A 12,839-nucleotide genomic window follows, 5' to 3' on the forward strand; every position below is an offset into this window, starting at 1 on the left:
AGCATCTGTACTTTCGTCGTTGGCGAAGTCGTCCCCGCTCACTTTGCAAAGGCGCCTTCCACGCAAAACCTTTTGATTTGGCGACATCACAGCAAGCGCTGCATCAAGAGCACGACTAGCCCGGCAGAGCACAACTGACCCGCTTCAACCTGCCATCAGCATGGCTACGCAGCTTGCCATCACGCCCTCACCCACCAGCAAGGCCACCGCCAACACGGCCGGGCAGCGCGTTGTTGTCATCCTCTTCGAGATTGCCCACCTCCTCGCGCAAGCCGCCTTGTTGCGGCGGCTGCTCCTCGACCGGGATCTCGTCCCCGTTCGTATCCGGATCGGGGGTGCCATGGGCCGACATGCCTGCCGTAAAAACGCTCATCGGACATACAGTGCGTGGAGTGAGGTGCATGGGTGGCTCCGTGCGTTCGAGTGATGCATCGACGCTAGGCCGCGCGGCGCTACCAAGTTGTGATCCAGAGAGCGGTGGCCGTAACGCCGTGTTGACGTCGCTCAGCAACGAGGCGCGGCGGCCACGCATAGCGCATAGAGCAAGGCATTCGCCTCTCGTCTCTGTGGATACTGCAGTAACCGACAGCAAGCAGCGCTCAGGCACAGATGCACCACATCCCATCGACTGCGTCAAAACGATCCAGCGCCCTGCCCTGACGACCATCGCTATCATGCGTGCTCATCTTCGAGGCCATGCCATGCGCTGTCGCATCTTGCTCGCATTCCTGCTGACCTGTGGCATCGCGCATGCCGCCACGCCGGTGTCGCGCCTGGACGCAGTGCTGCACGCCGGCGTAGTGCGGGTGTGCACCACCGGCGACTATCGCCCCTACACCTTGTTGCGCGACGACGGCAGCTTCGAAGGCAGCGATATCGCGCTGGCGCACTCACTGGCCGATAGCCTGGGCGTACAGACCAGGTTTGTGCGTACCAGCTGGCCACAACTGCTACCGGACCTGCTGGCCGACCGATGCGACATTGCGGTTGGCGGCATTTCGGTGACTTTGCAACGGCAGCGCCAAGCCAGCTTCAGCGCGGTGCTGGATGTGGACGGCAAGATCCCGCTGGTGCGCTGCACCGACCAGGCGCGCTATCGCAGCGTTGCGCAACTCAATCGCCCGGAGGTGCGCGTGATCGAACCGCCGGGCGGTACCAACGAAGCCTTTGCAAGGCGCGAATTGCCGCGCGCGCAGCTGCGCCTGTTTGCCGACAACACCACCATCTTCCAGGAGCTGCTGGACCAGCGCGCCGACGTCATGATCACCGACGCGTCCGAAGCGCTGTACCAGCAAGCCCGGCTGCCCGGCCTATGCGCCATCGCTCCCGCGCAACCGCTGCAATACAGCGAAAAAGCCTTCCTGCTTCCGCGCGACGACACGGCATGGAAAGCCTACGTCGACCAGTGGCTGCATCTGAGCAAGGCCAGCGGCGAGTATGTTCGTCTTGTTGAGCCCTGGCGGAGGCCTTGAATCGGGAATCGGGAATCGGGAATCGCAAGAGCAAGCTTCAGCTCACCAGAATTTGCGCAGCAACGCCGTTACGATTCCCCATTCCCCATTCCCCATTCCCGATTCCCGCGGCGCACCGCGCCGCCCTCAAACAATCTTGGTGCGCCGCCACCAGCGCGATACCTGTTCTTCGCGGATCAAGGTAAACAGGCCCGCCCCTAGAATCAGCGCGATGCCCACGCCCATCGGCCAGTCCAGATGGTCGTGGAATAGAAAGTAGCCGAATGCAATCGCCCACAACATCTGGCTGTATTGCGTGGGCGCCACCACGCTGACCGGTGCCAGGCGCGTGGCGTACATCATGCAGATGGCAGCCAGCCCCGCGAGCAGGCCGTAGCCGGCCAGCAGGCTCCATTGATACAGCGACGGCCATACGAAGCTCGGCAGCATCAAGATGCCGCCCATCACCAGCGGGCCGATCACGCCGGCCCCGTACAGCGTCAAGCGTTTTTCGCTATGCCCGGCCATGCGCAGGGTGATCACCGAGATCGCACCGACCAGGCCGCACACGATGGCCGCGACGTGTCCGTGGGTGAGGTGCCGAAAGCCGGGACGCAGCACGATCAGCACGCCGATGAAGCCGATGATCACCGCCGTCCAACGCCGCCAGCGCACTTCTTCCTTGAGAAACACCACCGACAGCACGGTGACGAAGATCGGCATCAGGAAGATCAGCGCGAATGCCTCGGCCATCGGCAAGGTGGTGAAGGCGATCACCGAGGTGAGATTGCCGATGGCGCCAGTGAGCGCACGCAGCAGCCACAATGCCGGCTGCTTGGCCATGACCAGTTCGCGCAGCTGGTCGTCGGGCTTCTTCAGGAAGGGCACCGCCAACAGCATCAGCAAGGCGCCGAGGAACAGCACCTCGTAGACCGGCAGCGTCCCTTCGAGCAGTTTTACGAAGGCATCGCTGATCGAATAAGCCGCATAACACGCAAAACCGAGCAGCACACCTTTGAGCATCACGCGCCTCTTGAATTCGATGACACCCCTCGCGGAAGGAGCGCGGGGAACGGACGCATTATGCAGTGCGCCTGCAGCCTGCTGGCCGAAGGATCCCGCGACCGGCTCACAACGCCTCCAAGCTCGATCCTGCCAACACCCCTGCCACACGCGCCGCGCCGCACCCCGCGGCCAGGCAGACAGTGGTCTGCTGGCAAGACCACGTTCCACAGATCCTGGGCGGAATTCGCGCCAGGGCTGCGCAGACGCGAGGTCCTTGCGCGCGACGGCCGTCATCACAAGCCGGAGCCGTCATCGCTGGGCCAAGCCGGGCGCATGTGTCGCCCGCTCCCCGGTCAGCGCCGGCAACCGTGGGGCTGCATCGCGCATGCTTGATCGCGTTTTTAACTCGTGGCGCCGTCGGTTACGATGCCCTGCGCCTATCCTCTCTTCATTCGACACGTCGCCATCGGCGGCAAGCGACAACATAGCGACCACGTGACCCACTATTCCGGACCGTTGCTCACCCTTCCCGATGCCCAGGCGCTGCTGGCAGCACGCAGCGCCGGTCTCGCCACGTGGACCGGGTCGCTGGATCTGGGCCGCAGCAGCGATAGCGTGCAGCTCGATGCACAGACCTGGCAGTGGCGCGGCATGGGCTTCCCCTATCCGGGCAAGCTCAAGGACCGCACGGTGTATTTCTGGGGAGGCGATGATTTCGCGCCGATCTCGCGCTTTGGCAGTGCGCTGATCAAACTGGTGCCCACCGAATGGGGGGCGCCCACCTTCGAGATCGATGGCATCAAGATGCTGCCGTCTGCGCAGATCTCGCCGTTCGAGGATGCGCGCCGCAAGGTGGCGCTGGTGAACCCGCGCGGCAAGATCGTGCTGGACACCTGCGGCGGCCTTGGATACTTCGCGGCCTGCGCGCTGGAAGACGGCGTGGCGCAGTTGCTTTCCTTCGAAAAGAACGCCGATGTGCTGTGGTTACGCACGCTCAACCCCTGGTCGCCGAATCCGGAGGCGGCCGATGCCGGCGGGCGTCTGCACCTCACGCATGCCGACGTGTCGCAGCAGATCGCCATGCTGGCAGACGATTCGGTCGACGCCATCCTGCACGACCCGCCGCGTTTCGGTATTGCCGGCGAGCTGTATTCGCAGGTGTTTTACGATCACCTGGCGCGCGTGCTGCGCCGTGGCGGGCGGCTGTTTCATTACACCGGTGCACCCAACAAACTCACCAGCGGGCGCGATGTGCCCAATGAAGTGGCCAAGCGCCTGACCAAGGCCGGCTTCGCCGCCCAACTCGCGCTGGATGGCGTGCTCGCCACCCTGCCTGTGCGGCGCTAGTCTCCTCGCCCGGCAATGCCGCCGGGCGGATCTGCGATACTGCACCGCCCTCAACACGGACGTTGCATGCGTACTCACCTCGGCACTTTCTCTTTGGCCGCGTTGTTGATGGCGCTATGCGCGCCGGCCTGTGCGCAGACTGCGCCGGCACAGCCCATGTCGGACGTCACCACGCGGTATCCGGTGACCACTGCAACGTTGGCGGGGCGACTGATCCGGCTGGGCGAGCGCGATGGCAAATGCGCCGTGTTGCGCGACGACGCGGTGCTGCCACTGGGTGTGCACGCCCCGTGCTACTTCAGCATCAACCGCGAGCACGGCGCGCAGGTCCACCACTTCAATGGCAGCGACATCGTGCTGGTGCAGCATGCACGCCCGACCGCGCGCGCAGATTGGGACGTCGCACGCGATGGGCCCATCTGCGCATTCGAGTCGCAAGCGGTGCGCGAGGTCGATGGGGTGCTGGAGCCGGGCATCGTTGCCAACTCGTGGCATTGCGATCCCACCGCTGGCGCCGACCAGAAGCAATTTGTCTACAGCTACGACATCTGGCCCAAACGCGACGCGCAACCACCTGCGCGCAGGCAACGCACGCCCTAAGGGCGGCGACATGCACGTGTGCGCTGCGGCAACGCACCTGCCGCGTTCGCATGCCGCGTTGGTTGCCACCGCCAACAGATGCATGCATCCCTGCAACGCATCACTGCAACCGACACGTCACGCGCAGGCGCGTGCTGGCGGGACGATCACCGCGCTCGCCGGCGTTGACGGCGTTGACGGCGATGCGACGTCCAGCCCGCATAAGCGAACCAGACGATGAGTGCCAACAGCGTGCCGGTCAGCGCGGCATCCCAGCCGATGGATATCCAGAACCGCTGCGGGTCGCTGTCGGCATAAAAGATCCTGGTCGGGCGACCACGGATGACGCTGACATAGCGCTGCTTGAAGACCGCATCCAGCAGCAGCCAGAGCCGTCCAACACAAGCGATCGCCACCGCAAGCACCACTGCGCGCACCAGCCATATCTGGATGGTCGATTCCGCACGCGTGGGCGCCGGTGGCGAGACAGTGCGACGCTTTTTCACCCTGATTCCAGACCGTTGCGGGGCGCGCAGTGTACGTGGGGCAGCGCAGGCCACGCGTCCGTTGACGGTTGTCTGTGCGTGTTGGCAGCGATACGCGCCGCCACTGACCTGTCGTTACAACGTGCTTGCACAAGGTGTGCCGCTATACTGATGGCGCAGCGCACGCGACCGCGTGCATGGAACGCACCACGCTGCATTCGTCTCAAGGAAGATGGCCTGCAACACCGCGATGCCGATGTCCGGACGCTTCCTTGAGTTACTGCGGATTTGCCACTGCATGGCAACCGCGTTGTATCAAGGATCTCCCTTTGAAGACGTTCACCACCCTTTTGCTTGTCTCCCTCGGCCTGCTGCTTTCGGCGTGCGGCGGCGGCGTCACGTCCGGCGCATCCAAGCTCTCTTCCAGCGATTACCTACTGCACAACGTGTCGGTCTGGAACGGCGCCGTGACCATCATCGACCCGTGGGTGTCGGGCGATCGCGGGCAGAGCCTGATCACCGATGCCGTCGCGCACAAGCCGCTGGACAGCTACAAGACCGCACTGGGCAGCCAGCGCAAGGCATTGGCTGCCAATGCGCAGGCCAATACCGCCATGGCCTCGGGCGTGCCGGACAACGCCAAGGACCTGGACACCAAACTGTCGGCGTATCTCAAGAGCGCCGACGCGATGATGGCCGCGCTGGAGCGCGTCGCCGCGTTGCCCAATGGCTATACCAACGCCGAACTGGAGCCGTTGGCTAAAGATCTGGAAGCGGTCTCCACTCAGCTCAACACCGATATGGAAGCCTTGAATACCGCACAGCGCGCGTATTCCACCGAGCACAAGATTCCGCTGCGCGAATCCCGCTAAGAGTGGCTGACAAAATCTAGCGAGCAATCGTCAGGTGGGGGTGGACGGCGCGGAGGAACCGGAGTGTACGCGTGGTACATGCCGCACCGAGCACCGGCCGCACCCGCCTGGCGGCTGCACAGTCTTTTTTTAGCTGCTCCAAGAACACCTGCGGCCATCGGTCACCTGCGCAGGTCAGCATGGCCTGCGCAGGTGACCGATGGCCGCGTCAGCGATCAGTGGTGCAAACCGAACATCAGCGTGCGATGGGTCGCGCCACCGGCCATGGCGCCGCTGGCAACAGCAAATGCCACCGATGCCGCCGGGCTGGCGATGTCGCCGCAGCCAAACACTCCCGGCACGGTGGTGGCTTGCATCGCGTCCACGGCAAGATGGCTGCCCAATGGCCCGTCGCTGGTACCGCATCCGAGCTGTGCCACCAAGGGACTGATCTCGGTCTGCGGGGTGATGAACACCCCGTCCAGCGCAAAGGCCTGTCCGTCTCGCAGTACCAATTCAAGCGTGTTGCCCTCGCCTTGCAGCGCCGTCACCACGCCGTTCACCAGCTGCACGCCGCGCGCCTGAAGTTGCGCGTGTTGGGCCTGATCCAGCACCAGCGTGTCGTTCAAGAACAACTGGGTTGCGCCCCAATCCGGCAACATGCTGGCCTGGTGCGCGGCAAACGCCGTTGTCGCCACGACGCCGATGCGTCCCTGCTGCAGCTCGTAGCCATGACAGTACGGGCACACGAACGCCTGCCGGCCCCACCGTTCTGCCAGGCCTGCAAGCGCAGGCAACCGGTCGACCATGCCCATCGCCAGAATCAGCCGCCGCCCGCTGTGGACGCTGCCGTCGGCAAGCGTGACTTCGAATGCATCCGCCTGGCCGCGTAGCTGCGCCACCGTTCCATCGGCCCATCGCACGCTGGGATAGGCAAGCACCTGGATTCGCGCCTCATCGGCGATCTGCGCAGGCGATGCCCCATCGCGGCCCAGAAAGCCGTGCGAGGTGGCGGCAAACCGGTTGCGTCGCTGGCCACTGTCCACCAGCAGGACGGTGCGCCGCGCGCGCGCCAATTGCAGTGCGGCCGACAGCCCCGCGTAACTACCTCCAATGATGATGACCTCATGCTGCATAGCGTATCTCCGCTGCATCTCTTTATGTACTTTTAGATGTTACATGAAAAGACAAGCGACTCACTACCGCACCCACCGATGCGCGACACACTGCTGACGTGGTTCAGCGCTACTGCTTGCGCTTGCGCTTGCCGGTGGCCTTGCCGGCAGGTGGCGCGCCAGCGTTGCACAGGCTGTCGAACTCGCTGGCCAGTGCGGCCAGGGTCACGCTGCCCAGGCGCTGCAGCAGCAATGCCTCGGCTTCGGCCAATGCATCGGCAATGGCCGCGTTGACCACGCGCTCCACCCCGCACTGCGGGTTGGGATGATCGGCGCCGATCGCGAACAGATGCGGGCCGCCGACTGCGCGATGCACATCCAGCAGCGTCACCTGGGCCAGATCGCAGGCGATCTGCCACCCCCCGTTGTGTCCCTTGCTCGATTGCACGTAACCGGCGCTGCGCAACCCGGCCATGGTCCGGCGCACCACTACCGCATTGGTCGACAGCATGCTGGCGATCTGCTCGGAGGTCATCGGTTGCGCGCTTCTGGCCATGTGCAACAGCACATGCAACATGCGGGAAAGGCGGCTATCGGTTCGCACGCGGTCTTCGGCTTCGCTCGATCGGGTCAGAGGGACGGCATGCCGTCGTCACGCCTGGATTGTGCCGTAGCGTTACGCAATTGTCGCAGCGCAGATTCAAACGGTGCGCCGCAGGCTCAGCACACCGCCCATTGATCGCGCCCGGCGGTCTTGGCGGCATACAGCGCCAGATCGGCCTGGCTCAACAGCACGTCCAGTCCTGCCGCCGGGGTCACGCTCACCGCGCCCATGCAGAACCGCACCGGCTGTTCTGCGGGCAAGCCAGGGATCTGGATCGCCGCCACCGCAGTGCGCAAGCGCGCGAACACCGCCGGGATTTCGTCCGCCCCGCAGCCCGGCAGCACCAGCAGGAATTCTTCGCCGCCCAGCCGGCCCAGGCGATCCTGGGCGCGCAACGCCAGCAGCGAGGCACTGGCCAGCGCGGTGAGCACCGCATCGCCGCTGGCATGGCCGTGCACATCGTTGATCAGCTTGAAGTGATCCAGGTCGATCAACGCCAGCATGCAGGGTGTGTGGGTGCGCAGGGCATGGTCGATCTGTTGCTGCGCCTCGGCGCGGATGGCGCGTCGGTTCGGCAGGCCGGTGAGCTCATCGCGCATGGCCAGCCGCGAGAGTTGTCGGCGATGGCGTGCGACAAACGCCAGCACGATCAACGCACCCACCAGCAGCAGGCACGCAGCGCATAGCGCGATCCACAAGGCGCGCTGTCCGGCTTCGCGCGCCTGCAATGCCAGCTGCGCGGTTTCGCTGCGTCGGCGCAGCTCGGCATTTTCCGCCTCGCGCCGCGCGTCTTCATAACGGGCCTGCAGCCGCAGCATCACCGTGTCGCGCTGGCGGTCAAGGTTCTGCGCGCGCAGCGCGTTGGCGCGCTGCAGCTCCTGGTAGGCCTCGGCATAACGCCCTTCCACCGCCAGCGCCTGAGCGATGGCATCGACCAGCTCCGCACGCCCGCTCAAGGTCAGGTTCGGGTCGTCGGCCGCTTTGGCCGCGACGATCGCGCTGCCCAGGCTGGACGACTGCAGCGCGGTCAGGGCCTGCAACAGAATGGCGTGGCAGGCGGCCACCCGGCCGATATTGCCCTGCGCCTGCATCAACGGCAGCGCCTCGCGCGCCATCGCCAGCGCCGCTGCGGCATCGCCGGTCTTGATCAAGGCTTCGCTGGCGCTGGTCAACGCTGCCGCCACGCCGGCCTGATCGTTCAGCTCGCGGCTGAGCGCCAGCGCGCGCCGGAAGTGCAGCAATGCGGCGGCGGGTTGCTGCACTGCCAGCGTGGCACCGTATTCGTATTCGATCAGGCTGCGCTGAAAGCGCGCCGGCTGGTCGTGCAGGCGCGCCAGGGCGCGCTGCAGGTAATCCTGCGCATCGTTGCCGTCGGCCACGCGGCCTGCGACGCGGCTGGCCAGCGACCCCAGCTGGGTCAGGCCATCCAGCTCAACGCTGAGCAGGTGTTCGCGCACGGCGCATTGGTAGCTGGTCTGCGCGGCGCTCCAGGCCTCGTCGCTGCTGCCGGAGGCCAGCATGCTCCACATGTCGACCGCTTCTATTTCGCACAACAGATCGCTGCGCCGTAATGCGCGCGCCTGCTGACGTAAGCCATTCAGCCGCGCCACCATGCTGCGATTGGGGTTTTCGCGCACGTCGCTGAGCGCCTGCACGATGTCCAGCCACAACTGCGCCTGCGCCACATTGCCATGCAATTGGTCCAGCAGTCCGTGGGCCTCGGTGAGCGCGGCCAGGCGCGCCTCGCTGTCTTCCAGCGAGATCAACACGCGCGACTGCGCCAACAGCGCCCAGAACTGCGCATCGCGGTCGCCATCGACGCGGGCCTGTTGCAGCGCACGCTGGGACATCTGCAACGCCCGCATCGGGTCGTCGATCGTGGCCAATTCGATGGTTTTCCAGGGTTGCGGCTGTGCCCAGGCCACAACGCCGAACGATAGCAACAAGCACGCAGCGAGCAGGCGGCGCCAGACCATCGCAGGCATGCTCATTGGCGTATCACGGGGAGGGTGGACCACACTGCATGCGCACGCTCTCCACGGCACTGCACCTGACCTGGCCGGGGCTAGCTGTTTGCTGCGGCATCTGAAGGCACTCCCGTGGTCGGACAGCGGTGGAATCGCGTGAGCTGCGCGGCAATGCGCGCGCTCGATGTCGTACGGCTGCAAGGGTGACCGGCGGACATGACAAACGCCGTGATTGCTTTTAATGGTCGAGCCCGTTATCGGCCGGGATGCGCAAGTCTTGAATCCGCTGGATGACGCAGTTGGGCGCGCGGGGTGGCAGGCCGAGCGAGCAGGCGTTCGGCGCCCGGGATGCAACGGCGTTGCGAGTGGGCGCGCTGTTGGTTTGCGACGCGCACTCCCAAGTGGCCGTCCTGCCTGCCTGCAAGCGCTGCGTGGGCCGCAGTGGATGCGGGACGAGCGCTTGTGATCGATGCGGGCTTGCTGCCGCACGCGATGCCGATGCCATACCCGGCGCCACGATCAGGTGGCCACGGTCTGGCGACGATGGCCACGCCACAGCACGCGGCCTTCCGCCGCTTGGCAGCCACATGACGGACGCCACGGCGCGGCCACGTAAACTCCGGCACGGCAGCTGCCGCCCCTGATCGTCTGGAGACGCCGTGACCTTGCCCCTGCCCCGCCTGCTCACCCTGATCGCCATCGCGCTGCTGTCGGCCTGCGCCACCCAGGCACCGCGTGCGCCGCAGCGCTCGCCGGAGGCGGTCAAGGCCGATATCGCACGGCGCCTGCCAGCCAACCTGCCCGATCGCAACGGCTGGGCCAACGATGTGTATGTCGCGCTATCGTCGCAGGCACTGGACACCAGCGCCGAGCACATCTGCGCCGTGCTGGCAGTGACCGAGCAGGAATCGACTTACCAGGCAAACCCCGCGGTGCCCAACCTGGGCAAGATCTCGCGCGCAGAAATCGACCGCCGCGCCAGCGCACACCACATCCCGGCTTTCATGGTCGATGCCGCCCTACGCATCACATCGCCGGATGGCCGCAGTTACGCCACCCGTATCGCTGCGGCGCGTACCGAGCAGGAACTGAGCCGCATCTTCGAAGACTTCACCGGCAGCGTGCCGCTGGGCGCGCGCCTGTTCGACGGGCTCAACCCGGTGCATACCGCCGGGCCGATGCAGGTGAGCATCGTCTTTGCAGAACAACATGCCGCGCGCTACCCGTATCCGCCCGACAGCTCGGTCCGCCACGAGGTGTTCAGCCGCCGTGGCGGGCTGTGGTTCGGCACCACCCATCTGCTGGGCTACCCCGTTAGCTACGATGCGCTGCTGTATCGCTTTGCCGACTTCAACGCCGGTTGGTATGCCAGCCGCAATGCCGCGTTTCAGGCCGCACTGAGCAAGGCCAGCGGCATTGCGCTCGCACTGGACGGCGACCTGCTCACGCCCGGCGCCAGCCTGGAGTCACCCGGTGGCACCGAGCGCGCGGTGCGCTCGCTGGGCAGCCAGCTGGCGCTGAGCGACCGCCAGATCCGCAGTGCGCTGGAAGCCGGCAACACGCTGGAGTTCGAACAAAGCGCTCTGTATCGCCAGGTGTTCGCGCTGGCCGACCGCAGCGCCGGCAAGGCCTTGCCACGCGCGGTGCTGCCGGGCATCACCCTGGACAGCCCCAAGATCACCCGCACGCTCACCACCGCCTGGTTTGCGCAGCGGGTCAACGAGCGCTGGACGCGCTGCATGAGCAAGTAAGCGACTGATTTGCAGCGCTGCGCGCAGTGCCTGCGCTGCGCACCGGCATCTCATTACCCACTTAGAGCAGCTAACAAAACTACTGTGCAGCCGCCAGGCGGGTGCGGCCGGTGCTCGGAATCGGCATGTACCAGCCGTACACTCCGGTTCCTCCGCGCCGTCCACACCCACCTGACGACTGCTCGCTACGTTTTGTTAGCCGCTCTTAGGCGACTGGTCAACACATCGCCGACAACAGGACCCCGTTCCACCTTGCCATCGCTACCGCGTTGATAGTTGATGCCGACCCGACAGGCTGCAGGGTGCATCTCCCAGACCCAGCCATACAGGGCGCGCCCCGTGTCTGGCGGCGAGCGCAGCGGCATGTTCATGCGCAGCCCATCGTCTTGGCCTCGGTCCAGTGTGCACATGACGGTGCCGGCGCCGTCGTCTTCAGCGTCGGGATCGACGTCGTCCACATGGGTGATCGTGGCGATGATCGCTTCGGCATTCACCCGTTGCTGTAACGCGCGTGGAAGATCGGCAAGCGGAGGCGCAGTGCGTCCATCGGATGGCTCCTCGACAAATGCATCGCTCAACCTCACCTTGCGAAAGTAGTACTCGCTGCGGCCCAGCGTCTTCGAGCCATCCATGGCCGTTGCCATGTCTGCCAGTTCGTCGCTACGCAACAGAAACATGTCGGTACCCGAGCGCATGACCACCAGCTGCGCATCGTTGGCATCGCTACCGCTCGAGTCGGGCCGCAACCGGATGTCCAGCGTCACGTGTTCGTCGCCCATCTCGGTATGCGTCACCGCATAGCGGCCCGCATACGCACGCACATCGGTGCGTGCAAGACTGCGATGATCGATTTTCCAGAACAGCAGGCGATACTGGCCGTTGGGCTCGAGCGCCAGCATGCGATGCCAATCGATGTACGACGACAAGTACAGGCCGTGCAGCGCGTTGCTGGACTGTGACCCGTTGACGATGTCCTCGAACATTGAGCGCTGCGCTGTAGGCAATGCGTCACCATTGGTCGTAGGTGCATCGGCGACGGCTGCGGTCCCGTCGACAGCATCGCGAAGCCGGGCGTGCAGCGCCAACGCATCGACCTTGTCGACCCGCAGCATCTGCATCGAAAACAGCATCTGATCGATCTCGTAGACCTCGCCCGCAGCCAGTGCGCCGCACTCTTTGCGCGCGGCGGCGAGCAGGGCCGATGGGATCAGGGAGTCGCAGAATTCCGCCTCGCACAGGGACTGGTTGAAGAAGTCGTCCAGGCTCCAGCTCAGGTCAGCGGCGGATTTGGAGACCGGGTCCAGGTAGACCACGTCTTCGTCGGTGGCGGTCAGCTTGCGGTAGTACAGTAGCGCGCCGAAGGGGGTGAGCGCGATCGGAATACGCCGCACCGCATCGGGTGGCGAGACGATCCAGCGATCCAGCACCGGCTGCCATTGCCGGGGGTTGATCAGCGCGAACTGCATGTTCCCGTAGTGCCCCAGCCCTTCTTGACGCCATAGCTCAAGCAGGCTGGCAGGCAGCACCGGCGCATAGGCGGCAATCAGATCCGCGGGGGCAGGCTGCGTCTTGCGCGGCGGGTGCGCCTTGATAAAGCGGGACAGTGCCAAGCGGCGGAACCATGACATCAGACGGCCTCCAGTCAACGTTGCATGCGGTCAGTAAGAGCAGCGAACAAAACGAC

11 protein-coding genes, 2 other RNA genes and 1 pseudogene are annotated in these 12,839 nt (G+C 65.2%); 6 read left to right on the plus strand and 8 right to left on the minus strand.

Going from position 1 to position 12,839, the window contains the following annotated elements; all coding sequences use genetic code 11:
- Positions 1–187: 187 nt before the first annotated feature.
- The gene (locus ABQZ00_RS17360; protein WP_323538630.1) at positions 188–403 is read right to left on the minus strand and encodes a hypothetical protein; all 216 of its coding nucleotides are present in this window, start codon (positions 401–403) and stop codon (positions 188–190) included.
- Positions 404–701: 298 nt separating this feature from the next.
- On the opposite strand from ABQZ00_RS17360, the gene ABQZ00_RS17365 reads away from it, so the two are divergent.
- Complete coding sequence (locus ABQZ00_RS17365; RefSeq protein WP_323538629.1) at positions 702–1,472, plus strand: transporter substrate-binding domain-containing protein; 771 nt, start codon at positions 702–704, stop codon at positions 1,470–1,472.
- Positions 1,473–1,598: 126 nt separating this feature from the next.
- Here ABQZ00_RS17365 and ABQZ00_RS17370 read toward each other — a convergent pair whose 3' ends face one another.
- Complete coding sequence (locus ABQZ00_RS17370; protein WP_323538628.1) at positions 1,599–2,474, minus strand: DMT family transporter; 876 nt, start codon at positions 2,472–2,474, stop codon at positions 1,599–1,601.
- A 477-nt stretch (positions 2,475–2,951) separates the two neighbouring features.
- Between ABQZ00_RS17370 and ABQZ00_RS17375 the strand changes: the two genes are divergently transcribed.
- The gene (locus ABQZ00_RS17375; protein WP_115512657.1) at positions 2,952–3,803 is read left to right on the plus strand and encodes a class I SAM-dependent methyltransferase; all 852 of its coding nucleotides are present in this window, start codon (positions 2,952–2,954) and stop codon (positions 3,801–3,803) included.
- Positions 3,804–3,869: 66 nt separating this feature from the next.
- Positions 3,870–4,403 (plus strand): hypothetical protein, encoded by a 534-nt coding sequence (locus ABQZ00_RS17380; RefSeq protein ID WP_323538627.1) that lies wholly within the window; start codon positions 3,870–3,872, stop codon positions 4,401–4,403.
- 146 nt (positions 4,404–4,549) lie between these two features.
- Here ABQZ00_RS17380 and ABQZ00_RS17385 read toward each other — a convergent pair whose 3' ends face one another.
- The gene (locus tag ABQZ00_RS17385; RefSeq protein WP_323538626.1) at positions 4,550–4,888 is read right to left on the minus strand and encodes a hypothetical protein; all 339 of its coding nucleotides are present in this window, start codon (positions 4,886–4,888) and stop codon (positions 4,550–4,552) included.
- Positions 4,889–5,196: 308 nt separating this feature from the next.
- On the opposite strand from ABQZ00_RS17385, the gene ABQZ00_RS17390 reads away from it, so the two are divergent.
- Positions 5,197–5,739 (plus strand): hypothetical protein, encoded by a 543-nt coding sequence (locus ABQZ00_RS17390; protein WP_115512659.1) that lies wholly within the window; start codon positions 5,197–5,199, stop codon positions 5,737–5,739.
- A gap of 4 nt (positions 5,740–5,743) precedes the next feature.
- On the opposite strand, the gene ABQZ00_RS17395 is transcribed toward ABQZ00_RS17390, so the two are convergent.
- The 4 genes from ABQZ00_RS17395 to ABQZ00_RS17410 form a co-directional block, all read right to left on the minus strand.
- Positions 5,744–5,819: non-coding RNA, sX9 sRNA (locus tag ABQZ00_RS17395), on the minus strand.
- Positions 5,820–5,954: 135 nt separating this feature from the next.
- Positions 5,955–6,854 carry an NAD(P)/FAD-dependent oxidoreductase gene (locus ABQZ00_RS17400; RefSeq protein WP_323538625.1) on the minus strand — a complete coding sequence of 300 codons (900 nt, stop codon included), beginning with the start codon at positions 6,852–6,854 and terminating at the stop codon, positions 5,955–5,957.
- A 109-nt stretch (positions 6,855–6,963) separates the two neighbouring features.
- A complete protein-coding gene (locus ABQZ00_RS17405) occupies positions 6,964–7,410 on the minus strand; it encodes an Rrf2 family transcriptional regulator (protein WP_323538624.1) in 447 nt (148 codons plus the stop codon).
- 143 nt (positions 7,411–7,553) lie between these two features.
- Positions 7,554–9,422, minus strand: a complete 1,869-nt coding sequence (locus ABQZ00_RS17410; RefSeq protein ID WP_503064303.1) for a diguanylate cyclase domain-containing protein — start codon at positions 9,420–9,422, stop codon at positions 7,554–7,556.
- 641 nt (positions 9,423–10,063) lie between these two features.
- Between ABQZ00_RS17410 and ABQZ00_RS17415 the strand changes: the two genes are divergently transcribed.
- Positions 10,064–11,155 (plus strand): DUF1615 domain-containing protein, encoded by a 1,092-nt coding sequence (locus tag ABQZ00_RS17415; RefSeq protein WP_323538622.1) that lies wholly within the window; start codon positions 10,064–10,066, stop codon positions 11,153–11,155.
- Between the two features lie 125 nt (positions 11,156–11,280).
- A non-coding RNA gene (locus tag ABQZ00_RS17420) (sX9 sRNA) lies at positions 11,281–11,356 on the plus strand.
- A gap of 5 nt (positions 11,357–11,361) precedes the next feature.
- Here ABQZ00_RS17420 and ABQZ00_RS17425 read toward each other — a convergent pair.
- Positions 11,362–12,783 (minus strand): annotated as a pseudogene (locus ABQZ00_RS17425) (GAD-like domain-containing protein); the annotation flags it as partial.
- Positions 12,784–12,839: the final 56 nt, after the last annotated feature.

Origin of the sequence: Xanthomonas sp. WHRI 10204 (genome assembly GCF_040202875.1) — a bacterium.
Taxonomy (GTDB): domain Bacteria; phylum Pseudomonadota; class Gammaproteobacteria; order Xanthomonadales; family Xanthomonadaceae; genus Xanthomonas.